Source organism: Actinokineospora iranica (genome assembly GCF_900101685.1).
Lineage (GTDB): Bacteria > Actinomycetota > Actinomycetes > Mycobacteriales > Pseudonocardiaceae > Actinokineospora > Actinokineospora iranica.
Genome location: NZ_FMZZ01000022.1, coordinates 41,383 through 63,281, shown reverse-complemented (window position 1 = coordinate 63,281; position 21,899 = coordinate 41,383). Strand labels below are relative to the sequence as shown.

The window sequence follows — 21,899 nt, the reverse complement described above, 5'->3', positions numbered from 1 at the left end:
CGCCGGTCCTGGCGGTGGAGGTGCTGTCGCCGAGTTCCACGATCAACGACCTGAACAACAAGAAGGCCGCATACCAGCGCATGGGAGTGCCCAGTTACTGGGTGGTCGACCCGCAGCAGCCGGGAATCATGGTGTTCGAACTGGATCAGGCAGGCGTCTACCAGCAGGTCGCCGACGTCAAGGGCGAAGATTCACTGGTGGTGCGGGAGCCGTTCCCGGCCCGCGTCGTCCCGGTCGATCTTCTCGGCTCGCTGGCGGACTGATGGACACCGGTCCGTTGGAGAGGCTGCGGTCCCTGTGCCTGGCCATGCCGGAGGCCACCGAGCGGGTCAGTCACGGTGAGCCCACCTGGTTCGTGCGCGGCAAGAAGGTTTTCGTCAACTACGCGGGCCATCACCACGACGACCGCGTCGGTTTCTGGTGCGCCGCCCCACCCGGCGTCCAGGAGGAGATGATCGCCGAGGACCCGGAACGCTTCTACCGGCCGCCGTATGTCGGGCATCGGGGCTGGCTGGGTGTCTACCTGGATGTCGATGTGGACTGGGCGGAGATCGCCGAGATCGTCGACCAGGCGTACCGGGTCGTGGCACCCAAGCGATTACTCGCCGAACTCGACGCCCGCGCTGGTTAGCGGTCCGTCCACATAGGCGTGGTCTCGCGGTACGTCCCCGCGAGGCGGTCTTCGGCATGGGCAGGTAAAGGGACGGGAATTGGCAGGATTCCCATTGGAACTGGAAGGAGATGGTTGCTGCCCGAGGGGGTGCCCGTACCTGGGAACCACCGCATTGAGGGCGCGTATCGAGAGGACGACCGCATTGAGAGGGCGCGGCTTGAGAGGACACCGCATTGAGGAACCATTGCATGGGGGAGGGCGCGCATTGACTGAGTGGCGCGCTGGGAGCGTGTCGGATTGGCAGGGCTGTGCATCGCGAGTGCGCGGGGTGGCGCGGCGTCACGTTGCCGGGGTGCCGCATCGATGTGGCGCGCCCCTGGGGAAGGCGTGCTACTGAGGGTTCGCCCGTCCCAGGAGGACGGTCAGCGGGAACGCGGTGACGAAGGCTGTTGCCGGGGAGGCGCGGACTGGGCGAGAAACGCGAGGGCTTGGGCGTACTTCGCGCTCAGGCGGTCGCGGGTGGCGACGTCCAGTTGGGCCAGGCGGGCGGGGGAAGAGTTGTCGGCGATGTCCGCGTACTTGACCGTCAGCGCGATGGGGTTCGCCGACACCCGGGTCAGGTAGTCCGACTGGGACTCGGCGGGCTCCTTGCTGATGGCCACGACAGCGGTGACGACCTCCGGCGGGCAGCCCGCCGCCAGCAGGTCGTCCGCTGTCACGGCGGTGTCCTCGATGACGTCGTGCAGCACGGCGACCATTCGCTCGCGCTCGCCGGTGACCGCGTTCATCACGCGCAGGGGATGGCCGATGTAGGGCATCCCGCACTTGTCCAGTTGGCCGTCGTGGGCATCGCGGGCGATGCGGATGGCGTCGTCCAAAGTGAACATGAGGGCAATCTAGCGCCTGGTCGGGCAGGCGGACGTGGATTGCCGGGCTTCGCGCGGGTCGCGGTTTCCGTGCGCCGTGGCCGGGACGAGTGAACTCGGGTGGGACAGGCGTGGGCCATGGCGCAGGGGCCAGGGACACAGGGCTGCCCTGGACACCGTCGCCGCTCACCCATCCGGCGGTGGAGTGGCTGCTGCTGCCCGTGGTGGCAGCGCGCTGTCGCCGTCGTTGTCGTTGGTGCTGGCGAGGGAGGGGAGGGAGAGGAGGTGCTGGTGCTGGTGCCTGAGGCGGGGGTGGGGGAGGTGCAGGTGCTTCGTGCGGTGGTGGCGGGTGCCGCCGCCCGGTGGTGGTGTGAGGTGGGATTGCTTCCTGTGGCTGCGGCGGATGGCGTTGCCTGGCAGTGGTGTGACGTGGGACTGCTTCGTGTGGTGTCGGCGAGTGCCGTTACCCGGCGGTGGTGGGAGGTGCTTTGTGCGGGGGCGTGGGTGCGCTGCCTGGTGGTGTGAGGCGCAGTCGCCTCTTGCGGTGGCGGCGAACGCCGTTGCCAGGGCGGCGGTGTGAGACGCCGTCCCGCCTGCGGTGGCGTGAGTTGTCGTTGCCGACGTGGTGGCAGGGTGCCGTCGCCGACGTTGGGGCGGAGCGTGTGGTGACCACGAGGTAGCGACGTCGCGGGGTGGGGGCTTGGTGGGATGGGCTTGACGGAGATTGGCGGTGCCGCCTTGTCCTGATGACGTGCATCGATCTACCCAGCACGCCCGGCTTCGCGGGTGGCGGGACTCCGCTTCGTCGCTGGTGGCTGCCGGGTTCCAGCGCGTTGTTTGCCGGTGTCGGTTGTGGTCTGGTTCGGAGGCCGGGCGGTACGGTCGTGGTGTGTTCGGTGATCTCCGTGTGCCTGTTGTCGTCGCTCCGATGGCTGGTGGGCCCAGCACGCCCGCGTTGGTGGCGGGGGCGGTCGAGGCGGGGGCCTTCGGGTTCCTCGCGGCGGGGATGGTGGGCGTCGAGGCGTTGCGCGCGCGGATCGAGGAGACGCGGGCGCTCACCGAGAAGCCGTTCGGGGTCAACATCTTCACGCCCAGTGCTCGGTCCGCTGTGGACCTTGGCGACTACCGCGAGCGGGTTCGCGTCGAGGCGGAGCGGTACGGGGTGGCGGCGGGGGAGCCGGAGTGGGACGACGACCAGTACGCGGCCAAGGTCGACGTGGTGGTCGAGGCCCGGGTGCCGGTCGTCTCGTTCACCTTCGGGTTGCCTCGGGCGCGGGACGTGGCGCGGCTGAAGGACGTGGGGACATCCGTGGTGGCCACCGTCACCACCCCGGCGGAGGCCAGGGCCGCCGTCGAGGTGGGCGCCGACGCTCTCTGCGTGCAGGGGGCGGCTGCCGGTGGGCACCGGGGCGTGTTCCAGGATGATCCCGCGTTCCCGGGCGGCGGGCCGCTCTACGACCTGCTGCCCGCCCTGCGGCTGATCGCCGCGGAGACTCGGCTCCCGCTCATCGCCGCCGGTGGGTTGAGCCACGGTGGCGACGTCGCGGCCGTGCTCGCCGCCGGGGCGATCGCCGCGCAGTTGGGCACGGTGTTCCTGCGTTGCCCGGAGGCCGGGACGTCCGCTGTGCAGCGGGCCGCTCTCGCCGCGGGTGGGCGGGAGACCACGGTGACGCGGGCGTTCACCGGGCGACCGGCGCGCGGGTTGGTCAACCGGTTCATCGCGGAGCACCCCGACGCCCCCAGCGCCTACCCGAACCTGAACAACCTCACCCGCCCGCTGCGCGCCGCCGCCGCGCGGGCCGGGGATCCCGAGGCGATGTCGCTGTGGGCGGGGCAGGCGTACCCGCTCGCGGGGGACGCGCCGGTCGCCGAGGTGGTCGCCGTGCTCGCCGCGCAGGCCGAAGAGGCCGTGGTGGCGGTGGCGCGCCGGTTGGGCGTCACCGGCGCGGACTAGTCCACAATGGACTGGCGGGCGCCTGTGTCGTTACCCACACAGCGTGGGGAAACCGGTCCGCCGTCGGGCTAACTTACCGGGAAGTAATCGGGAGAGGAGGCCCCGCCATGCTCGGACTGCCCACCATGGACACCGTCCGCGACGCCGCGTCCAACGTCGCGCACCGCTGGCTGTTCGGCGGCCTGGCGGACTTCCGCCCGGTGCCGCGCACGCTGATTGACGAAGGCCGCACTCGGCAGGTGTTCTCCTACCACCTGCCTGCGGGCGTCGAACCCACCGGCAACCCGACGCTGCTGGTGCCGCCGCTGGCGGTGCCCGACTCCTGCTTCGACCTGCGCCGCGGGTGCAGCGTCGTGGAGCACCTGGTCAACCGGGGCAGACCCACCTACCTGGTGGAATACGGCGAAATCGGCTTCGCCGACCGCGCGCTGGGCCTGGAGCACTGGGTCGAGGAAGTGCTGCCCGCAGCCGTGCGCGCGGCGCACGAGCACTCCGGCGGCAAGCCGCTGCACGTCGTCGGGTGGTGCCTGGGCGGCATCATGTCGGTCCTTGCCGCCGCGCGGCTGGGGGCATGGCCGATCGCGTCGCTGACGGTGGTCGCGAGCCCGTTCGACTTCACCGCGATCCCGCTGGTCGCGCCTTTCCGGCCGCTGATCAACGCGACCGGCGGGCACGCCCTGACCCCGCTGTACCGGGCGTTCGGGTCCATCCCGGCGCCCCTGGTGCGCACCGCGTTCCAGGTCAGCGGCCTGGACAAGCAGATCACCAAGCCGTTCGCGATCGCGCTCAACCTCGCCGACCGGGACTACCTGGCGCAGATCGAGGCCGTGGAGCGGTTCACCGACCGCATGGTCGCCTACCCGGGGCGGACCGTGGCGCAGATCTACCACCGCTTCTTCCGCGCGAACAGCCTCGCGTCCGGCTCGGTGACCCTGGCGGGCAGGACCACCACCCTGACGGGCATCAAGCAGCCCACTCTCGTCATCGCGGGCGCCACCGACGCGATCGCCCCGCCCCGGGCGGTCGGCAAGCTGGTCGACCTGCTTCCCGAGGCGGCAGGCGTCCGGTTCGAGACCGCTCCCGGCGGGCATCTCGGCGTCCTCACCGGCCGCGCCGCCCGGCACAGCACCTGGCCGCTGATCGACCGCTTCCAGGACGAGTTGGACGCCGCCTGAGCGGCACCGCCGCTTCCTGCCCGCCCCCTCCACTCACCCGCTGGTTCGCGCACCGAGCGGGCCACCCCGAGGCGTGCGAACAGCCGGATGGGGTGGCCCGGGAGCAGGCTCAGCGGGTGAAGACGATCTTTCCGGCCGTCTCGCCAGCCAGCATCTGCTCGAAGCCCGCGCGCGCGTCGGTCATCGGCATCTCGGCGCCGATCCTGGGCTTGATGCCCGCCAGGTCGCAGAAGCTGATCAGGTCGGCCAGCTCGTCGCGGGTGCCCATGGTGGCGCCGACGACCCGCAGTTGCAGGAAGAACAGGCGCTGGAGGTCGGCGCTGGGGTCGCCGCCGCTGGTGGAGCCGGACACCACGATGACCCCGCCGGGCTTGAGGGCGCGCATCGAGTGCGACCAGGTCGCCTTGCCGACCGTCTCGAACACGCCGTCGACGCGTTCGGGGAGGCGGGCGCCGGACTCGAAGGTCTCGTGGGCGCCCAGCTCGGTCGCCAGGGCCCGCTTCTCCTCGGTGCGGCCGGTGACCCAGACCCGCAGGCCCGCCGCCTTGCCGAGCTCGATCAGCGCCGTCGAGACGCCGCCGGAAGCGCCCTGGACAAGCATGGTCTGGCCGGGGCGCAGACCGGACTTGACGAACAGCATCCGGTACGCGGTCAGCCACGCCGTGCCCATGCACGCGGCCTCGGCGAAGGTCAGGCCGGGCGGTTTGGGCAGCGCGTTGCGGGCCGGGACGACCACGGTGTCGGCGAACGAGCCCTGGTGCTTCTCGGTCAGCAGGGTGCGGTTCGGGTCGAGGGTCTCGTCGCCGGACCAGGTGGGGTCGCCGATGACCGAGTGCAGCACCACCTCGGTGCCGTCGGGCAGCAGGCCCGCGCCGTCGCAGCCCAGGATCATCGGGAACCGCTCCGCCTTGATGCCGACGCCGCGCAGGGTCCACAGGTCGTGCATGTTCAGGCTGGCGGCCTTCACCGTGACCGGCACGAAACCGTCGGGGACCTCCGGCTCGGGCCGTTCCCCCACGGTGAGGGAGGCCAGCGGGTCGTCCGGGTTCGGCTCAGTGGCGTAGACGGCGAACATGGGTGGAAACATAGCGACGGGCGCGGCCCGCCGCCCCACGGAAGTGGCCTAGGTCTAGTCTCGGGGCGTGCTGCAAGGGCTGTCCGACTGGTGGAACGACGTGGAGCTGTGGCTGATCCAGCTCTCGTTCCCACTGCAGTTCGCCCTGGTCATGGCGATCCTGCTGCCGCTGTGCGTGGTCCTCGCCTGGTTCATCGACCGGGTCGTGGACTACGCCTCGGCCCGCTTCGGCACCTCCCGGGACGAGGCGCCACTGGGCTCGCGCCACACCGCCGACCCGGATTCGTAGGCTGACCGAGTGGGTTCCCGAAAGCGCATCACCGTCGCCCTGGTCGGGCTTGTCGTGCTGGTCCTGGCAGGCTGGCTGATCCGCGACTCGGGCACAACCGCGCCGCCGCCCACCTCCACCTCCACATCCGCGGACTCGGTCGCCGGGATGCCGGTGCGGCCGCTGTCCGAACTGCCCCCCGAGGCCGCTGCGACGTGGCGGCTCATCGAGGCGGGCGGCCCGTTCCCGCATCCGCGCCACGACGGAAAGACGTTCGACAACCGGGAAAAGCTGCTCCCCCAGCAGCGCTCCGGCTACTACCGGGAGTACACCGTGCCCACCCCTGGCAGCCCCGACCGCGGCCCCCGCCGCCTGGTCGCTGGTGCCGAGAAGGACCTGTTCTACACCCAGGACCACTACGTGTCCTTCGTCGCCGTGGACCCCACGCGATGACCGAACACGTGCTGGACGGGACCCAGGTGCGCAGCAAGCGCGCCATGTTCACCGCGCTCGCCAAGGCCCTGTCCTTTCCGGACTGGTTCGGCCACAACCTCGACGGCCTCTACGACTGCCTGGTCGACCTGTCCTGGTTGGCCCCGGGCGAGCACGTGCTCATCTGGACCCATCCGGAGATCCTCGCCAAGGCCGACCCGGCGGGTTACCGCGCGATCAAGGAAGTCCTCGACGACGCCGTCGAAGGCTTCACCGACCCGGACCGCTCCCTCGCCATCGTCCTGGCCGAGAACAAGCCCTGACGGGTGATCCCCGGGCTGCGTCCGGAGTGTCGCCCCTGTCGCCCCGGCGAGTTGTCCACAGGTGCCGCGCGCGTCTTCCTCGCGCTGCCGACCCCCGATAGACTGGAGCGGGGCCGCCCCCCGGGTTGGGTGGGGGTGTGCCCGCGCGGGGCGGGGTGGCGGAAAGCGAGGACGATTCGCTGGTCGGCCGAGAGCTTTGGTTGACGGGCGGCGGGCGAAGTCCACATGGTCGCAGGCTTGGGCACCTGTGCGTGGATCTGGACGGCGGCTGGTCTGTGTCCGGTGTGGGCAGATGTGAGCGGTGTCGAGAAGTTCGGCGATCAGCTTGGGGGCGTGGTCGCCGGGGCCATCGGAATTGAGGTTCGCGCAGCGTTCTGGCTGCCTGAATCCGACTTTGACGCAGCCCTGCCGGGATAGGCAGGGGGCGTGCCGCGCGGGTGGCGGAAAGGTGAGAGCGCGCTGGGTGGTGCTCGGGTTCGGTGGTGGACCGGGCGGCGCGGTGAGCGGTCAGCCCTCGGGGACCCAGTGGGGTTTGCGCTTCTGGGCGAACGCGGTGATGCCCTCTTGGCCCTCGGCGCCTGCGAAGAATCCGGCCGAGAGGGTCAGCATCTCGGCGAAGTCGGTGGAGAGGTCGGCGGGTCGGGTGCGGCGGAGCATCTGCTTGGTGGCGGCGAGTGCCTGGGGGCCGCCGAGGGCGAGCATGTTGGTGTAGCGGTCCACTTCGGCGTCGAGGTGGGCGGCGGGGACGGCGGAGTTGAGCAGGCCGATGGTGACGGCGCGGGCCGCGTCGAACTGTTCGCCGGTGAGGAACAGTTCGTGGGCGGCTCGGGGGAGGAGGCGGGGGAGGACGGTCACCGAGATGACGGCGGGGACGGCGCCTATGCGCACCTCGGTGAACGCGAAGGTCGCCGTGTCCGCTGCCACGGCGATGTCGGCGGCGGCGACGATGCCGACCCCGCCGGCTCGGGCCGGGCCCGCGAGTTTGGCCACGACCGGTTTGGGGCTGGTCCAGATTTGCTCGAGGATGGCCGGGAACTCGTTGACGCCCTGCGCGGACGAGGACGCGCCGCCTGCCTCTTTGAGGTCCATGCCCGCGCAGAACACCGGTCCGGTGTGGTCGAGCACGATCACCCGGACCGCGTCGTCGGCGGTCGCCGTGTTCAGGTGGTCGCGGAGTTCGGCGCGCAGGCGCGCGGACAGGGCGTTGCGGTTGTGCGGCGAGTCCAGGGTGACCCGGGCGATCCCCGCCTTGACCTCGTAGTGCACCAGCTCGTCAGCCATGCGCCTCAGCTTAGGTCCTGTCTCGGCGGACCCGTGCGGCCAGCGGTGCTTCCAGGCAGGGCCTGGTGTCCGGGTTCCGCGTCCACGGGATGGTTGTGGGCTGCGCTAACCTGGCGCACGTGAGGAGGAAGACGCCCGCGCTTGGTCGCCTGGTGCTTCTTCTCGCCGTGCTGGTGGGGTTGCTCGGGATGCACGCCCTCTCGGGGCCGCAGGTGAGCGGCCTGCACGTTTCCTCCGCGGCCCAGCAGACCCATCCCGCCGATGATCACGCGCCCGTCGAGCACGGGCATGTCGGCCCGGTGTGCGAGTCGGGCGCCCTGCCGGTCCACCCCGACGCCGTGCTCGACCTGCCGGTTGTTTCCGCGCCGCCGCCCGAGGGGCTGCTGGGGCGGGTCGCGTGGGCCGGGGTGGCGGGCAGCGGCTGCGGGCCGCCCGCGCGCGCCGACCTGCAGGTCTGGCGGATTTAGACCGACCACCTCGAACCGGCGACCGGACGACCCGGCCGCGCGGTTCGGCACGCGTCCGATCCGACGACGTTCTGGTGGAGTCGATATGAAGAAGACAGTTCTCGTTCTCGGCGCGGTCTTGGCGCTGACCGGGTGTTCGGCGGGGCAGGAGCCGCACGGTGGCGACCACCCGGCGGCTTCCTCGTCCGCGGACACCGCCCACAACCCCGCCGACGTGGCGTTCGCCCGCGACATGATCACCCATCACCGGCAGGCGCTGGAGATGTCCGCGCTGGCCGCGACCAAGGCGAGCGGGCAGCGGGTGAAGGACCTCGCCGCGCGCATCGAGCGGGCGCAGGCCCCCGAGATCGAGCAGATGACCAGGTGGCTGGGCGAGTGGGGCCAGTCGGCCGGGCCGGGGCACGGCGCGCACGGCACGATGACCGACGACGAGATGGTCGCCCTCGCTGGCGCGTCCGGGCAGGAGTTCGACCGGATGTTCCTGGAGATGATGATCCGCCACCACGAGGGCGCGGTCACCATGGCCAAGGACGCCAAGGCCAAGGCGTCCGACCAGCGGGTGCGGGACCTGGCTGACGCGGTGATCACCGCGCAGGAGGCGGAGATCGCCGAGATGCGCGCCCTGCTCGCGTGACCGGTGTGGTGGCCCCGGGCAGCCGGGGCCACCACGCTCGGGTGCGACGGTGTCGAGGGCGGGTTCGCGGATGATCGGCCGTCGACCTCGCGGCGGCGCGACCACACCTCGAACGGAACCGGCGCGCTCTTTCCGCGTCGCGAGTCGCGCAGGCCGGTGACCTCGACCGGCCGTCGAAAGCGCTGGTCAGGCTGTGCGGGCGCGGGCGGTGCCGACCTCGTCGTAGCGGGACAGCAGCAGGTCGGCGACTTCGACGGCGGGGCCGAGCGGCGCGGCGACCCGGGCGCCCGGGTCGGCGGCGGCGGCCTCGGCCGCGACCCGGTCGGGGAGCAGGCCGGGGGCCAGGAAGTACCCGGCGACCGCGATCCGCTCCGCTCCCCGGGCGCGCAGGGCCGCCACGGCGGCGGGCACGCCCGGGTCGGCGGCGGAGGCGAAGGCGGCGCGCACGCCGGACCAGCCCTGGGTGCGCGCCCAGCGGTCGGCGATCTCGTGGACCCGGGCGTTCGCGGGCGGGTGCGACGACCCGGTGGCCGCCAGCACCACGCCGAGCCCGCGGTCGCCGGGGCGGGCGTCGATCTCGGCGAGCCTGCGCAGCGCGGCCCGCTCCAGGGCCGCGTCCGGTCCCAGGACGTCGGCGACGGTCACCGACAGCCGGGGAAGCCTGCCCAGCGCCTCATCGATCAACGCGGGCAGGTCTACCCGGGCGTGGAAAGCGCGGCCGAGCAGCAGGGGCGCCACGACGACCGTGCGGTGGCCCTCGCCGTGCAGGGCGGCCAGCACGTCGGCAAGGCGGGGCGCCGACAGGTCCAGGAACGCGCCGCGCACGTCCAGGTCGGGCCGCCGGGTCCTGGCCACGGCCAGGAGGTCGCCGACGCAGGCAGCCGAGCGCGGGTCTCGGCTGCCGTGCGCGACGGCCACCAGGGGAACAGCGGGCATCTGCTTACAGCGCTCCGGTAAGCCCGCGGGCGCGCAGCACGGCGCGTTCCAGCGGCCGGAACACCAGCAGTTCGATGCCGACGCCGACGAAGAAGATCAGCAGGATGCCCGCCATCACCATCTCCATCTCCGACAGGGCCATGCCGTTGTGCAGGTACTGCCCGAGACCGAACCCGAGTTGCGGCGAGGTGGCGATCAGCTCGGCGGCCATCAGCGACCGCCAGGAGAACGCCCAGCCCTGCTTGAGTCCGGCGAGGTAGCCGGGCAGGGCCGCGGGCAGCAGGATGTAGCGGGCCGCGTCGAGCCTGCCCGCGCCAAGCGCCTTGCCGACCCTGGGCAGGATCGGCGGGATCTGATCGATGCCCGCGACCAGCCCGTTGGCGATCGAGGGGACCGCGCCGAGCAGGACGACGGTGTAGATCGCGGCGTCGGTGGCGCCGAACCACAGCACCGCCGCGGGCACCCAGGCGACCGACGGCAGGCTCTGCAGGCCGGAGATGGTCGGCCCGATGGCCGCCCGCACCAGCGGGACCTTGGCCAGCAGCAGCCCCAGCGGGGTCGCCACGGCCACCGAGACCAGGAATCCGATGATCGCGCGGTGCACCGAGACCCAGAGGAACTCCCACACCTGCCCGCTGTCGATGACCTTCCAGATCTCGTTCCACACCGCGATCGGCGCGGGGAGTTGGAACTCCGGCCAGATCGCTCGTGACCACAGGAACTGCCACACCGCGACGAACAGCGCCAGCGCGACGATCGGCGAGAGGATCGACCGGGTCAGCGTGCCCTTGGCCTTGCTCCGCGGCGGGGTGTCGAGGGCGTCCAGGCCCGCCTCGACGGCGGCGGAGTCCTCGACCTGGTCGGCCACCTCACGCGGCATGGCTGCTGATCACCTCGCGGAGCCGGGCGTTGATCTTCTCGATCGCCTTGGCCTCGTCGGCGCCGGTGAGGCCGTCGACGGCCCACTCCTGCACGACCCGGCCCGGCTTGGACGACAGCAGCACGACCCGCTGGCCCAGCCGGACCGCTTCGCGCACGTCGTGGGTCACGAACACGACCGCGGTGCCGGTCGCCTCCCAGACCCGCAGCAGCTCGCCCTGCAGCACGTCGCGGGTGATCGCGTCGAGCGCGGAGAACGGCTCGTCCATCAGCAGCAGCGACGCGGCCTCGCCGTTGTTGCCGTCCAGCGCGGAGGCCAGCGCGCGGGCCAGCGCGACCCGCTGGCGCATACCGCCGGACAGCTCGTGCGGGCGCTTGTCGCCGACGTTGCGCAGCCGCACCAGGTCGAGCAGTTCGGTCGTGCGCGCCACCCGGTCGGCCCGCTTGACGCCCGCGAGCCGCAGCGGCAGCTCCACGTTGCGCGCCGCGGTCAGCCACGGCATCAGCGCGGCCTCCTGGAACATCACCGCGGGCCGGGTCGTGGTCAGCGCGATCTCGCCGGAGGACGGCGCGTCGAGACCGGCGATCAGGTTGAGCAGGGTCGTCTTGCCGCAGCCGGACGCGCCGAGGAGGCAGACGAACTCGCCGGGCTCGACGCGCAGGTCGATTCCGTCGAGCGCGGTCACGGCGCGGTGGCCGTGGCCGAAGGTTTTCCGGACATCGGTCAGCCGAACCGCGGCCTCGGTGCCCGCGTGCGCGGGGGTGGCCTCAAGCGTGGCGGTCATGGTCTTCGCCTGCCTTCCTCGGTCGTCCACTGACTACTTCTTGTCCAGGCCCGCGGCGTCGGCCCCGGGTTTGCCCGCCGCCTTGAGGACCGCGTTGAGCGCGGTCAGGTCCGTGAACCCGGCGACCTGCGGCTCCTTCTCCATGACGCCCGCGGTGACCGCGTCCTTGGCCAGCCGCGGGAACGTCGCGGCGAGCGGGTCGGGGTTCAGCTCGATGGAGGTGAACGCCCGGTCGATGACCGGGCCCCCGAGGCCCTTGCCGGTCAGCGCCTCCAGCTGCTTGTTCACCGCGGCCTTGGCTCCGGCCTCGTCGGTCTTGGCGTAGTCGTTGGCCGCGAGCAGGCCCGTCAGCAGCTTCCGCACGGTCTGCGGGTGCTCGCGCAGATACCGGGTGCGCACCAGCAGCACCGTGGTCGGGAACTTGCCCTGGGCCCACAGGTCCTTCTCGTCGACGAGGACCTTGGCGCCCGCGTCGAGCACCAGCCGCGACGACCACGGCTCGGGCAGCCAGGCGGCCCGCACCTCGCCCTTGTTGAACGCGTCGAAGGTCTGCGCGCTGTCCCGGTTGTCGACCTGGACCTTGTCCTTGAGGCCCTGCTCCACCAGCCACTTCTTCAGTGCCACGTCCTGGGTGTTGCCCAGCGCCGGGGTGACCACGGTCTTGCCTGCCAGGTCTTGCGGGGTGGCGATCTCGGCGGAGGTGACCAGTTGCGCGCCGCCCGAAGTGGCGCCCGCGACCAGCCGCACGGCCTCGCCGTCGGACTTGGCGTAGGCGTTGATCGCCGGGCCGGAGCCGATGAAGCCCGCGTCGAGCGAGCCGCCGAGGAACGCCGCGACCTCGGTCGAGCCGTCGGTGAACTTGGTCGGGACCAGCTTGGTCGCGCCCAGCTCCTTGGCGAACAGGCCCTTCTCCAGGCCGATCAGGGCGGAGGCGTGCGTGACGTTGGGGAAGTACCCCAGCCGCAGCTCGGCCGCCTCGCCCTTGTCGGTTGCCGCGTCGGCGGTGTCGCTGGACCCGACGCGGGAGCAGCCCACGAGGGCGGCGATCAGGGATAACGCGATCGCGGTCGCGGCGCGCTTTCGGTGCAGACTCAACGTCAGGCCTCTCAGACTCCGGGGGCGGTCACGGACCGGGCGTGGCGGCGGCTTTTCCGCCGCTGGTACAGCTCGGGTCCGTCTCCAGTGCCGGGAGGCCCGCTCCCACGAGGCCCGCTGCGAGGGTCGACCCGTCCGCCGCGTCGATCACCAGGAAGGCCCCGGTGCGCCGGTTGGCGGCGTAGTCGTCCACCGGCAGCGGCTCGGCCGTGCGCACCTGCACGCGGCCGATCTCGTTGAGCGCCAGGGTGTCGGGGTTGGCCACCGAGGCCAGCTTCTGCTCGTCGAAGCGGGCGCTGAGCTCGCCGACGATGGCCGGGACCGTGCGCGCGCCGTGCTTGACCAGCACCCGCGCCCCCGGCCGCAGCGGCTTGTCCGACAGCCACGCCACGGTCGCCTCGAACTCGTCCACGGCGACCGGTGCGTCGGCGACCCCGGCGATGAGGTCGCCGCGGGAGATGTCGATCTCGTCGGCCAGCACCAGCGTCACCGAGCGGCCCGCCTCGGCCTCGGCCAGTTCGCCGTCCGGGGTGTCGATGCGGGTGACCGTGGTGCGCAGCCCGGCGGGCAGGACCACGATCTCCTCGCCGGTGCGGACCGTGCCCGCGGCGACCTGGCCCGCGTAGCCGCGGTAGTCGGTGTGCTCGGCGGTGTTCGTGCGGATCACGTACTGCACCGGGAAACGGAACGGCGTGTGGTGCGGGTCCGGTTCGACCGGCACGGTCTCCAGGTGCTCAAGCAGCGTCGGCCCGCCGTACCAGGGGGTGTGCGCGGAGCGCTCGACCACGTTGTCGCCGACCAGGGCCGAGACCGGGATCGAGAGCACCGAGCCGATCGGGTAGCCCAGGGCCGTGGCGTGGTCGGTGAACTCCTTGGCGATGACCTCGAAGGTCTCCTCGTCGTAGCCCACCAGGTCGACCTTGTTCACCGCGAGCACGAGCCGGGGCACGCCGAGCAGGGCCAGCACCGCGGCGTGGCGGCGGGTCTGCTCCAGCACGCCCTTGCGCGCGTCGACCAGCAGCACGGCGAGCTGCGCGGTGGACGCGCCGGTGACCGTGTTGCGGGTGTACTGCACGTGTCCGGGGGTGTCGGCGAGCACGAACGACCGCTTGGGCGTCGCGAAGTAGCGGTAGGCCACGTCGATCGTGATGCCCTGCTCGCGCTCGGAGCGCAGGCCGTCGACCAGCAGCGACAAGTCCGGAGTGGACAGTCCCTTGTCGACACTGGCGCGGTGCACGGCGTCCAGGGTGTCGGCGAGCACGGACTTGGTGTCGTAGAGCAGCCTGCCCACGAGCGTGGACTTGCCGTCGTCGACGCTGCCCGCCGTGGCCAGCCGGAGCAGATCAGTCATCAGAAGTAGCCCTCCCGCTTGCGGTCTTCCATGGCCGCCTCGGACAGTCGGTCGTCCGCGCGGGTAGCGCCTCGCTCGGTGAGCCTGCTCGCCGACACCTCGGCGATGACCTGGTCGAGATCGGCGGCCTCGGACAGCACCGCCCCCGTGCACGAGCCGTCGCCGACGGTCCGGTACCGCACCGTCAGCTCCTGGACCGGCTCGTTCGCGCGCGGACCGAACCACGGCCCGGCTGTGAGCCACATGCCGTCGCGCTGGAAAACCTCGCGGCGGTGCGCGAAGTAGATCGACGGCAGGTCGATGCGCTCGCGCTGGATGTAGCGCCAGACGTCGAGTTCGGTCCAGTTGGACAGGGGGAACACGCGAACATGTTCGCCTGCCCGGTGCCTGCCGTTGTAGAGGTTCCAGAGTTCGGGACGCTGGCGGCGCGGGTCCCACTGGCCGAAGGAATTGCGCAGGCTGAAGATTCTTTCCTTCGCCCGGGCGCGCTCCTCGTCGCGGCGCCCGCCGCCGAAGACGGCGTCGAACTTGTTCTCGGTGATCGCGTCGAGCAGCGGCACGGTTTGCAGCGGGTTGCGCGTCCCGTCCGGCCGCTCCGCCAGCCTGCCGTCGTCGATGTAGTCCTGCACGCTCGCCACGACCAGCCGCAGCCCGTACCGCTCGACGGTGCGGTCGCGGAAGGCGATGACCTCGTCCAGGTTGTGCCCGGTGTCCACGTGCAGCAGCGGGAACGGCACCGGCGCTGGCCAGAACGCCTTGACCGCCAGGTGCAGCAGCACGGTCGAGTCCTTGCCGCCGGAGAACAGGATCACCGGCCGGTCGAACTCGCCCGCGACCTCGCGGAAGATGTGGACCGCCTCGGATTCGAGCCGGTCCAGCGCGTCCAGGGGCTTGGTTTCCAAGATGCTCATGTGTCCCTACCCGTGCAATCCGCACTCGGTCTTGGCCTGCCCGGCCCAGCGGCCGCTGCGCGCGTCCTGGCCCGGCAGCGGCTTGGCCGTGCACGGCGCGCAGCCGATGGACAGGTAGCCCTCGCTCACCAGCGGGTTCTCCAGAATCCCGTGGTCGGCGATGTAGCTGTTGAACTCGTCGTCCGACCACGCCGCGATCGGGTTGACCTTGACGAGGCCGTTGCGGTCGTCCCACTGCACGATCGGGGTGTTCGCCCGCGTCGGCGCGTCGACCCTGCGCACACCGGTCACCCACGCGTCGTACTTCGCGAGGGTCTTGCGCAGCGGCTCCACCTTGCGCAGGAAGCAGCACCGCGTCGGGTCGGTCTTGTTCAGCAGGCCGAACTCGGCCTCCTGGTCGGCGACCGACTGCTCGGCCTCGGCGTTGACGATGCGCACCTCGGGGTAGACCACCGCGACCGCGTCCCGGGTGCCGATGGTCTCGGCGAAGTGGTAGCCGGTCTCCAGGAACAGCACGTCGATGTCGCGCTTGGCCTGGTAGGCCAGGTCGATCAGCACGGCGTCCTGCATGTTCGAGGCCACGATGAACTTGTCGCCGAACGTTTGCGTGGTCCACGCAAGCGCCTCGGCGGCCGTTGCCTCGGCCAGTTCGCGTTCGGCCTTCTCGGCGATCTCTTGCAGTGTGGTGGTCATCGACCCGCCTCCGCTGGTGCGGTGTTGAGATTGAGCCCTATGAACGTGACCGTGAAGACCCGGCGGCAGCCCGCGCACAGCCAGGCCGCCTGCGGCTCCTCCCGCGGACGAAGATCCTCGTCGCCGCAGTAGGGGCAGTAGAACGGCGTCGCCCGCTCTGTCATATGCGGCCTCCGCTGCGACAAGTACGTCGGCTGTGCTGATTGCAGCCTCCGCTGCGACAAGTACGTCGGCTGGTCATCGCAAGTCCGCGTCGTCAGCCCGGGTGACCCACTGGGCGAACCGCTCGTCCGGCTCGCGCTTGGCGACGAAGTTGCGCACGACCCGCTCCACGTAGTCGGGAAGCTCGTCGCCGGTCACCTTGTGCCCGCGCAGCTTGCGGCCGAACCCGGCGTCGAGGCCGAGACCGCCGCCGAGGTGCACCTGGAAGCCCTCGACCTGGTTGCCGTCGTCGTCGGTGACGATCTGGCCCTTGAGTCCGATGTCCGCGGTCTGGATGCGGGCGCAGGAGTTCGGGCAGCCGTTGATGTGGATCGAGATCGGAGCCGTCACGCCATCGGTGATGTCGGTGAGCCGGGCTTCCAGCTTGGTGACCAGGTCGACCGCGCGGCCCTTGGTCTCCACGATGGCGAGCTTGCAGAACTCGATGCCGGTGCAGGCCATGATCCCGCGCCGCCACGGCGACGGCTCGGTCTGCAGCCCCAGCTTCGTCAGCTCCGCCCGCAGGCCCGCGACCTCGCCCTCGGCGACGTCGAGCACGACCAGCTTCTGCAGCGGGGTGAACCGCACCCGGTTCGAGCCAGCCCGCTCGGCGGCCTTGGCGACCTCGACCAGCGTCGAGCCGGACACCCGGCCCGCGATGGGGGCGGCGCCGACGTAGAACTTGCCGTCCTTCTGCCGGTGCACGCCGACGTGGTCGCGCTGCACGTCCGGGACCTCGGGGGCGGGCCCGTCGACGAGCTTGCGGCCGAGGTACTTCTCCTCCATGACCTCGCGGAACTTCGCCGCGCCCCAGTCCTTGACGAGGAACTTGATCCGGGCGCGGTGCCGCAGCCGCCGGTAGCCGTAGTCGCGGAACACGCTGATCACCGCGCCGTAGACGTCGGCGACCTCGTCCAGCGGCACCCACGCGCCCAGCCGCTGGCCGATCATCGGGTTGGTCGACAGGCCGCCGCCGACCCACACGTCGAACCCGGGGCCGTGCTCGGGGTGCACGACGCCGACGAAGGCGACGTCGTGGATCTCGTGGGCGACGTCGGGCAGCCCGGAGACGGCCGACTTGAACTTGCGCGGCAGGTTGGAGAACGCCTTGTCGCCGATGAACCGGCGCTTGATCTCATCGATCGCCGGGGTGCCGTCGATCACCTCGTCGGCGGCGATGCCCGCGACCGGGGAGCCCAGGATGACCCGGGGGCTGTCGCCGCAGGCCTCCATCGTGGTCAGGCCAGCGCCTTCGAGCTTGGCCCAGATGGTGGGCATGTCCTCGACGCGGATCCAGTGGTACTGGATGTTCTGCCGGTCGGTGATGTCGGCGGTGTCGCGCGCGTAGGTCTGCGACACCTCGCCGATCACCGCGAGCTGCTGGGTCGTGACCGCGCCGCCGTCGATGCGCACGCGCAGCATGAAGTACTCGTCGTCCAGCTCTTCGGGCTCCAGCGTGGCGGTGCGGCCGCCGTCGATCCCGGGCTTGCGCTGGGTGTAGAGCCCGTACCAGCGGAACCGGCCCCGCAGGTCGCCCGGGTCGATGCTGTCGAAGCCGCCCCGCGCGTAGATGTTCTCGATCCGGTCCCGCACGTGCAGCGGGTTGTCGTCCTTCTTGGACCGCTCGTTCGGATTCAGCGGCTCGCGGTAGCCGAGCGCCCATTGGCCCTCGCCCCGGCGGGCAGGCGCGCGCTTGCCCTTGGCTGCCGGGGTGTCGGTGGGGGGTGTGGTGGGAGCCACCGGTAGTCCTCCGGGGTCGGGGCGCTCGCGCGCGCCCTCGGCAACCCCGTGCGGAACTGGTGGGGATCACTCAGTGGCGCGCCCGACGCCTGCTGAATGCGAATTCGCGGCGGCGGTCAGCGGTGCTGACGGCACATCGCGCTGGAGACGCGACGGAAGTCCACGTGGCGGCGGGCCACCAGGAAGACTTGTGTCGCGAACATGGGCTCAGCGTGCCATGCGTCCAAGGTGTGGTCTACCGCCATCCGCATACTGGGACGACCGCCACGTCCCTTGCGCCCGGCCGCCGAAAGTGCCGTCCCCACCTGGGATGATGGTGTGGTGGCTTCCACACTTCCCGAAGGCGAACCCGCTCCCGCGGACGGCGCGCTGCCCGCTGCCGCGCTCGCCGGACTGGGCGCGCGGCCGTTCGGGCTCTACGTCCACGTGCCGTTCTGCGCCACCCGCTGCGGCTACTGCGATTTCAACACCTACACCCCGGGAGAGCTGGGCACGTCCGCGTCGCCCGCGTCCTGGCTCGACGGGCTGCGCCGGGAACTGGACCTGGCTGCCCGGGTGCTCGGCGACCCGCCGCGCGTGGACACGGTGTTCGTCGGCGGCGGCACCCCGTCGCTGCTGGGCGCCGACGGTCTCGCCGCCGTCCTGGACGCGGTCCGCGCCGCCTTCGGCCTCGCCCACGGCGCCGAGGTGACCACGGAGTCCAACCCGGAGTCGACCTCGCCGGAGTTCTTCGCCGGTCTCGCCGACGCAGGCTACACCCGGGTCTCGCTGGGGATGCAGTCCGCCGCCCGGCACGTGCTGACCGTGCTCGACCGCACGCACACGCCCGGCCGGGCCGTCGCCGCCGCCCGCGAGGCGCGCGCGGCCGGGATCGGGCACGTGAACCTCGACCTCATCTACGGCACCCCGGGCGAGCGCCCGCAGGACCTGGCCGCGTCGCTGGACGCGGTCCTGGACGCCGGGGTCGACCACGTGTCCGCCTACGCGCTGATCGTGGAGGAGGGGACCGCGCTGGCCCGCCGGGTCCGGCGCGGTGAGCTGCCGATGCCCGACGACGACGTGCTGGCCGACCGGTACGAGCAGGTCGACGCAGGCCTGTCGGCGGCCGGTCTGCGCTGGTACGAGGTGTCGAACTGGGCGTCGTCGGACGCGGCGCGGTGCAGGCACAACCTGGGCTACTGGCTCGGCGGCGACTGGTGGGGCGCCGGTCCCGGCGCGCACAGCCACGTCGGCGGCGTGCGCTGGTGGAACGTCAAGCACCCGGCCCGCTACGCCGCGCTGCTCGCCGAGGGCCGCTCTCCCGCGGCGGGGCGGGAGCGGCTGAGCGCCGACGACCAGCGCGTCGAGCGGGTGCTGCTGGAACTGCGGCTCGCCGAGGGCCTGCCGGTCGACGCGCTCGACCGCCCGGCGGTCGCCGAGGCCGAGATGGCGGTCCGCGACGGCCTGCTCGACGGCCCGGCGCTGGCCGCGGGCCGGTGCGTGCTCACCTCACGGGGCAGGCTGCTCGCCGACGCGGTCGTCCGACGGCTGACTTAGGCCCTGTCTCGAAGTGCAGGCACACGCCAGCCGCGCCGGATGCGGCCCCTGGCGGCACGGCCGCGACGCCCGAGTGCAACGACGCCCGAGTGCAACACCGGTACGAGGACGTCGCGGCCGCACCGCCAGGAACCACCCCGATCGCGACTGACACGCACCGGCACTTCGAGACAGGGCCTAGCCCGGCCGGAGCCCGGTGATCATCCGCAGCATCACCTCGCCGTACTCCGCGCGCAGCCGGGGCTGCTCGGCGGCGTCGGCCTCGGCCAGCCCGACGCCCGCGGCGCCGATCACGGAGAAGATGACCCGGGTCGTGGTCGCCAGCGGCACCGGGCCGAGCAGGCCGCGGTCCACCAGGGCCCGCAGGATGGTCTCGATCACCCCGTAGGCGTGCTCCTGCTCCAGGGCGAGCCAGGACGCCCAGCCCAGCGCGATCGGCCCTTCGCGCCAGGCCACTCGGCTGTAGACCGGGTCGAGGCAGAAGTCGAGGTACGCGTCGAGCGCGGCGATCGCCCCCGACCAGGGGTCCGCCGCCGCGGTGTACGCGGCTTCGACGCGCTTGGTCGACTCGCTCTCCAACTCGTGCAGGACGGCCTCGAACAGGGCTTTCTTGTTGCTGAAGTGGTGGTAGACCGCGCCCCGGGTCGCCTGGATGTCGGTGGCGATGTCCTCAAGGCCGGTCGCGGTGAAGCCGTCGGTGGCGAACCGCTTGGTGGCGGCATCGATCAGCGCCGCCCGCGTCGCGTCGGAGTACTGCTCCCGCCGACTCTTGACAGCAGACATAGGCTGAGACCCTACTCACATACAACGTGTATGTGACCGACGCCGAGAAGGTGAAGCGATGACGGAGACGCTGTTCAATCCGTTCGCGCCGGGGTTCACCGAGGACCCGTACCCGCACTACCGGGAGCTGCGCGACCTCGACCCGGTCCAGGAGCACCCGCTCGGGTTCTGGCTGCTGACCCGCCACGCGGAGGTGACCGCCCTCCTGCGCGCCGGGATGTCGGCCGAACAGCGCAACCTGGCCCCGCACCCGGTCCGCGACCAGATGCGCGAGGCCGCCGGTGGCGAGGACTGGCGGTCCGGCGGACTGTCCATGCTCGACCGCGACCCACCCGACCACACCCGGCTGCGCGGGCTGGTCGCCAAGGTCTTCACCCCGCGCGCCATCGCCGCGCTTGAGTCGAGGGTGGTCGAACTGGTCGACGCCGCGCTCGACCGCATGGCCGAGGCGGGCCGGTCCAACCTGGTCGACGAGCTGGCGTTCCCGCTGCCGTTCACGGTGATCAACGAGATGCTGGGAATGCCGCCCGCGGACGAGGCGCACATCCGGGAGCTCACCGGGACCCTGGTCCGCTCGCTGGAGCCGCTGGCCGACCCGGACCTGGCCCGGCGCATCTCGGCGGCTGACGCGGAACTGGCCGCGCTGACCGCTGAGGTGATCGCCTGGAAGCGGGCGAACCCTGGGGACGACCTGCTTACCGCTCTTATCCATGCCGAGGAGAACGGCGCTGTCCTCAGCGACGACGAGCTGGTCGCTCAGGTCGTGCTGCTGTATGTGGCGGGGCACGAGACCACGGTCAACCTGATCTCGAACGGGGTCGTGGCGTTGCTGCGCGATCCCGGGCAGTTGGCGGCGCTGCGCGCTGATCCCGAGTTGATCGGCAACGCGGTTGAAGAGCTGCTGCGGTACGACAGCCCGGTGCAGTCGAGTCGGCGGATCACGCTCGCGCCGTTCGAGGTGGGTGGGCGGGAGATTCCGCCGGGAACGTTCGTGGTGGCCAGTCTGGCGTCGGCCAACACGGATGAGCGTTTCTGGGGGGCGGACGCCGACGAGCTCAAGCTGGATCGGCCCAATGCGCGGTATCACGTGTCGTTCGGGGCTGGGCCGCACCACTGTCTTGGGGCCGCTCTCGCGCGGTTGGAAGGGCGGGTCGCGATCGGGCGGTTGGTGCGGCGTTTCCCTGACCTGGCGCTGGATGGCGAGGTCGAGTGGAACGGGCGGATCAATCTGCGTGGGGCCGCGAAGGTGCCGGTTCGCGTGTGAGGGGGCTTGGCGTCTGTTTGCTCGCTGGGCGGGCGTCGGTGCTGCTTGGCAGGAGGGCTGGTTTCCTGCTGTGCCCGTGTTGAGCACCTGGCAGGGGCGGTTGGCGGGTGGTGGCCAGCGAGGGTCACATCGACTTGTCGTGGTGTTCGCAGGGGTTGCCGACGATCTCGTCCTCGACGGTCAGTTCCTGCCGCAACCGGTCCGCGAAGCGGATTTGGTCCACACCGGGGGCGACCGCCACCCAGACCGACGCGGGCAGCGCCTCTGGGCGGGCTAGCTTCACCAGTTCGGGCTGGTCCTTGAACATCACCTTGAACCGCTCGTAGGCCGCCAGTCGATCCTCAATCGCCAGCGAACCGACTTCGGGGTCACCGCGCAACTGGTCGGCGGCCTGGCGCATTTCCGGATCGCCCTTCGTGTACACGACCACCTGTGCCGGGTTGTCGCGGCAGTGCGCCCAGCCTGCCTGCGGTGGGGGAGCGGGTGGTGCTGTCTCGGTTGTGCAGCTTGCCGTCAGCAGCAGCGCGAGGGCCGCGAATGCCCGGGGGCTCATCATGGGCGTCACTGTGGCAGGTGGGGCGTGGCTGGGCGGCGAGTTTCCGTCAATCGGGTATCCGGGGCAGTCTTCGGGGCTCTT

Annotated in this window: 26 protein-coding genes; 11 read left to right on the top strand and 15 right to left on the bottom strand. The window is 71.4% G+C overall.

Annotated features, from left to right (window positions below; all coding sequences use genetic code 11):
• Positions 1-263: Uma2 family endonuclease (locus tag BLS56_RS28800; protein ID WP_139191052.1), on the top strand; the 263-nt coding region annotated here is incomplete at its 5' end.
• Positions 263-631 carry an MmcQ/YjbR family DNA-binding protein gene (locus BLS56_RS28795; protein ID WP_091457310.1) on the top strand — a complete coding sequence of 123 codons (369 nt, stop codon included), beginning with the start codon at positions 263-265 and terminating at the stop codon, positions 629-631. The genes BLS56_RS28800 and BLS56_RS28795, both read left to right, overlap by 1 nt.
• Positions 632-1,035: 404 nt before the next feature.
• Here the strand turns inward: BLS56_RS28795 and BLS56_RS28790 are convergent, their stop codons facing one another.
• Entirely contained in the window at positions 1,036-1,500 is a 465-nt protein-coding gene (locus tag BLS56_RS28790; RefSeq protein ID WP_091457307.1) for a phosphohydrolase, read from the bottom strand.
• Between the two features lie 868 nt (positions 1,501-2,368).
• On the opposite strand from BLS56_RS28790, the gene BLS56_RS28780 reads away from it, so the two are divergent.
• Both BLS56_RS28780 and BLS56_RS28775 read left to right on the top strand, forming a co-directional pair.
• Positions 2,369-3,433: an NAD(P)H-dependent flavin oxidoreductase gene (locus BLS56_RS28780; RefSeq protein ID WP_091457301.1), complete on the top strand. Its 1,065-nt coding sequence runs from the start codon at positions 2,369-2,371 to the stop codon at positions 3,431-3,433.
• 107 nt (positions 3,434-3,540) lie between these two features.
• Positions 3,541-4,608 carry an alpha/beta fold hydrolase gene (locus BLS56_RS28775; RefSeq protein ID WP_228772013.1) on the top strand — a complete coding sequence of 356 codons (1,068 nt, stop codon included), beginning with the start codon at positions 3,541-3,543 and terminating at the stop codon, positions 4,606-4,608.
• Positions 4,609-4,717: 109 nt separating this feature from the next.
• Here BLS56_RS28775 and BLS56_RS28770 read toward each other — a convergent pair whose 3' ends face one another.
• Positions 4,718-5,683, bottom strand: a complete 966-nt coding sequence (locus tag BLS56_RS28770; protein ID WP_091457299.1) for a zinc-binding dehydrogenase — start codon at positions 5,681-5,683, stop codon at positions 4,718-4,720.
• 67 nt (positions 5,684-5,750) lie between these two features.
• Here BLS56_RS28770 and BLS56_RS28765 point away from each other — a divergent pair, with 67 nt between their 5' ends.
• Genes BLS56_RS28765 through BLS56_RS28755 form a run of 3 tightly spaced genes read left to right on the top strand, consistent with a single transcriptional unit; the run spans position 5,751 to position 6,706 of the window.
• The gene (locus BLS56_RS28765; protein ID WP_091457296.1) at positions 5,751-5,972 is read left to right on the top strand and encodes a hypothetical protein; all 222 of its coding nucleotides are present in this window, start codon (positions 5,751-5,753) and stop codon (positions 5,970-5,972) included.
• Between the two features lie 9 nt (positions 5,973-5,981).
• Positions 5,982-6,404 carry a ribonuclease domain-containing protein gene (locus BLS56_RS28760; protein WP_091457293.1) on the top strand — a complete coding sequence of 141 codons (423 nt, stop codon included), beginning with the start codon at positions 5,982-5,984 and terminating at the stop codon, positions 6,402-6,404.
• Positions 6,401-6,706 carry a barstar family protein gene (locus tag BLS56_RS28755; RefSeq protein ID WP_091457291.1) on the top strand — a complete coding sequence of 102 codons (306 nt, stop codon included), beginning with the start codon at positions 6,401-6,403 and terminating at the stop codon, positions 6,704-6,706. Before BLS56_RS28760 ends, BLS56_RS28755 begins: the two co-directional genes overlap by 4 nt.
• A gap of 507 nt (positions 6,707-7,213) precedes the next feature.
• Here the strand turns inward: BLS56_RS28755 and BLS56_RS28750 are convergent.
• Complete coding sequence (locus BLS56_RS28750) at positions 7,214-7,987, bottom strand: enoyl-CoA hydratase-related protein (RefSeq protein ID WP_091457288.1); 774 nt, start codon at positions 7,985-7,987, stop codon at positions 7,214-7,216.
• A gap of 119 nt (positions 7,988-8,106) precedes the next feature.
• Here BLS56_RS28750 and BLS56_RS28745 point away from each other — a divergent pair, with 119 nt between their 5' ends.
• Complete coding sequence (locus BLS56_RS28745) at positions 8,107-8,454, top strand: DUF6153 family protein (protein ID WP_139191051.1); 348 nt, start codon at positions 8,107-8,109, stop codon at positions 8,452-8,454.
• Between the two features lie 85 nt (positions 8,455-8,539).
• The gene (locus tag BLS56_RS28740) at positions 8,540-9,088 is read left to right on the top strand and encodes a DUF305 domain-containing protein (RefSeq protein WP_091457284.1); all 549 of its coding nucleotides are present in this window, start codon (positions 8,540-8,542) and stop codon (positions 9,086-9,088) included.
• 186 nt (positions 9,089-9,274) lie between these two features.
• Here BLS56_RS28740 and BLS56_RS28735 read toward each other — a convergent pair whose 3' ends face one another.
• From BLS56_RS28735 to BLS56_RS33185, 10 genes are all read right to left on the bottom strand, one after another.
• Complete coding sequence (locus BLS56_RS28735) at positions 9,275-10,024, bottom strand: sirohydrochlorin chelatase (RefSeq protein WP_091457281.1); 750 nt, start codon at positions 10,022-10,024, stop codon at positions 9,275-9,277.
• A gap of 4 nt (positions 10,025-10,028) precedes the next feature.
• Positions 10,029-10,904, bottom strand: coding sequence for an ABC transporter permease (locus BLS56_RS28730; RefSeq protein WP_091457279.1), 876 nt, complete (start codon positions 10,902-10,904; stop codon positions 10,029-10,031).
• Positions 10,894-11,688: an ABC transporter ATP-binding protein gene (locus tag BLS56_RS28725; protein ID WP_091457277.1), complete on the bottom strand. Its 795-nt coding sequence runs from the start codon at positions 11,686-11,688 to the stop codon at positions 10,894-10,896. The genes BLS56_RS28730 and BLS56_RS28725 overlap by 11 nt, the downstream gene beginning before the upstream one ends.
• A 33-nt stretch (positions 11,689-11,721) precedes the next feature.
• Entirely contained in the window at positions 11,722-12,777 is a 1,056-nt protein-coding gene (locus BLS56_RS28720) for an ABC transporter substrate-binding protein (protein ID WP_228772015.1), read from the bottom strand.
• A 34-nt stretch (positions 12,778-12,811) separates the two neighbouring features.
• A complete protein-coding gene (locus tag BLS56_RS28715; RefSeq protein WP_091457274.1) occupies positions 12,812-14,134 on the bottom strand; it encodes a sulfate adenylyltransferase subunit 1 in 1,323 nt (440 codons plus the stop codon).
• Positions 14,134-15,045 carry a sulfate adenylyltransferase subunit CysD gene (cysD, locus tag BLS56_RS28710; RefSeq protein ID WP_091457273.1) on the bottom strand — a complete coding sequence of 304 codons (912 nt, stop codon included), beginning with the start codon at positions 15,043-15,045 and terminating at the stop codon, positions 14,134-14,136. Before cysD ends, BLS56_RS28715 begins: the two co-directional genes overlap by 1 nt.
• Before the next feature lie 6 nt (positions 15,046-15,051).
• Entirely contained in the window at positions 15,052-15,738 is a 687-nt protein-coding gene (locus tag BLS56_RS28705) for a phosphoadenylyl-sulfate reductase (RefSeq protein WP_091457270.1), read from the bottom strand.
• Complete coding sequence (locus BLS56_RS28700; RefSeq protein ID WP_091457267.1) at positions 15,735-15,902, bottom strand: Insertion element protein; 168 nt, start codon at positions 15,900-15,902, stop codon at positions 15,735-15,737. Before BLS56_RS28700 ends, BLS56_RS28705 begins: the two co-directional genes overlap by 4 nt.
• Before the next feature lie 73 nt (positions 15,903-15,975).
• Positions 15,976-17,679 carry a nitrite/sulfite reductase gene (locus BLS56_RS28695; RefSeq protein ID WP_091457265.1) on the bottom strand — a complete coding sequence of 568 codons (1,704 nt, stop codon included), beginning with the start codon at positions 17,677-17,679 and terminating at the stop codon, positions 15,976-15,978.
• Positions 17,680-17,795: 116 nt separating this feature from the next.
• On the bottom strand, positions 17,796-17,882 hold the full coding sequence (locus BLS56_RS33185) for a putative leader peptide (protein WP_407640560.1): 87 nt from the start codon (positions 17,880-17,882) through the stop codon (positions 17,796-17,798).
• Between the two features lie 118 nt (positions 17,883-18,000).
• Here BLS56_RS33185 and hemW point away from each other — a divergent pair, with 118 nt between their 5' ends.
• Positions 18,001-19,215 (top strand): radical SAM family heme chaperone HemW, encoded by a 1,215-nt coding sequence (gene hemW, locus BLS56_RS28690; RefSeq protein WP_228772012.1) that lies wholly within the window; start codon positions 18,001-18,003, stop codon positions 19,213-19,215.
• A 177-nt stretch (positions 19,216-19,392) separates the two neighbouring features.
• On the opposite strand, the gene BLS56_RS28685 is transcribed toward hemW, so the two are convergent.
• Positions 19,393-19,998 (bottom strand): TetR/AcrR family transcriptional regulator, encoded by a 606-nt coding sequence (locus tag BLS56_RS28685; protein ID WP_091457260.1) that lies wholly within the window; start codon positions 19,996-19,998, stop codon positions 19,393-19,395.
• Between the two features lie 58 nt (positions 19,999-20,056).
• Between BLS56_RS28685 and BLS56_RS28680 the strand changes: the two genes are divergently transcribed.
• A complete protein-coding gene (locus tag BLS56_RS28680) occupies positions 20,057-21,262 on the top strand; it encodes a cytochrome P450 (RefSeq protein ID WP_091457258.1) in 1,206 nt (401 codons plus the stop codon).
• Between the two features lie 124 nt (positions 21,263-21,386).
• Here the strand turns inward: BLS56_RS28680 and BLS56_RS28675 are convergent, their stop codons facing one another.
• Positions 21,387-21,818: a permease-like cell division protein FtsX gene (locus BLS56_RS28675; RefSeq protein ID WP_139191050.1), complete on the bottom strand. Its 432-nt coding sequence runs from the start codon at positions 21,816-21,818 to the stop codon at positions 21,387-21,389.
• Positions 21,819-21,899 lie beyond the last annotated feature (81 nt).

Coding starts and splice junctions, on each gene's coding strand:
- BLS56_RS28795 (WP_091457310.1), top strand. CDS start 263: ATGGACACCGGTCCGTTGGAGAGGCTGCGGTCCCTGTGCCTGGCCATG.
- BLS56_RS28790 (WP_091457307.1), bottom strand. CDS start 1,500: ATGTTCACTTTGGACGACGCCATCCGCATCGCCCGCGATGCCCACGAC.
- BLS56_RS28775 (WP_228772013.1), top strand. CDS start 3,541: ATGCTCGGACTGCCCACCATGGACACCGTCCGCGACGCCGCGTCCAAC.
- BLS56_RS28770 (WP_091457299.1), bottom strand. CDS start 5,683: ATGTTCGCCGTCTACGCCACTGAGCCGAACCCGGACGACCCGCTGGCC.
- BLS56_RS28755 (WP_091457291.1), top strand. CDS start 6,401: ATGACCGAACACGTGCTGGACGGGACCCAGGTGCGCAGCAAGCGCGCC.
- BLS56_RS28750 (WP_091457288.1), bottom strand. CDS start 7,987: ATGGCTGACGAGCTGGTGCACTACGAGGTCAAGGCGGGGATCGCCCGG.
- BLS56_RS28740 (WP_091457284.1), top strand. CDS start 8,540: ATGAAGAAGACAGTTCTCGTTCTCGGCGCGGTCTTGGCGCTGACCGGG.
- BLS56_RS28735 (WP_091457281.1), bottom strand. CDS start 10,024: ATGCCCGCTGTTCCCCTGGTGGCCGTCGCGCACGGCAGCCGAGACCCG.
- BLS56_RS28730 (WP_091457279.1), bottom strand. CDS start 10,904: ATGCCGCGTGAGGTGGCCGACCAGGTCGAGGACTCCGCCGCCGTCGAG.
- BLS56_RS28725 (WP_091457277.1), bottom strand. CDS start 11,688: ATGACCGCCACGCTTGAGGCCACCCCCGCGCACGCGGGCACCGAGGCC.
- BLS56_RS28715 (WP_091457274.1), bottom strand. CDS start 14,134: ATGACTGATCTGCTCCGGCTGGCCACGGCGGGCAGCGTCGACGACGGC.
- cysD (WP_091457273.1), bottom strand. CDS start 15,045: ATGAGCATCTTGGAAACCAAGCCCCTGGACGCGCTGGACCGGCTCGAA.
- BLS56_RS28705 (WP_091457270.1), bottom strand. CDS start 15,738: ATGACCACCACACTGCAAGAGATCGCCGAGAAGGCCGAACGCGAACTG.
- BLS56_RS28700 (WP_091457267.1), bottom strand. CDS start 15,902: ATGACAGAGCGGGCGACGCCGTTCTACTGCCCCTACTGCGGCGACGAG.
- BLS56_RS33185 (WP_407640560.1), bottom strand. CDS start 17,882: ATGTTCGCGACACAAGTCTTCCTGGTGGCCCGCCGCCACGTGGACTTC.
- BLS56_RS28685 (WP_091457260.1), bottom strand. CDS start 19,998: ATGTCTGCTGTCAAGAGTCGGCGGGAGCAGTACTCCGACGCGACGCGG.
- BLS56_RS28680 (WP_091457258.1), top strand. CDS start 20,057: ATGACGGAGACGCTGTTCAATCCGTTCGCGCCGGGGTTCACCGAGGAC.
- BLS56_RS28675 (WP_139191050.1), bottom strand. CDS start 21,818: ATGATGAGCCCCCGGGCATTCGCGGCCCTCGCGCTGCTGCTGACGGCA.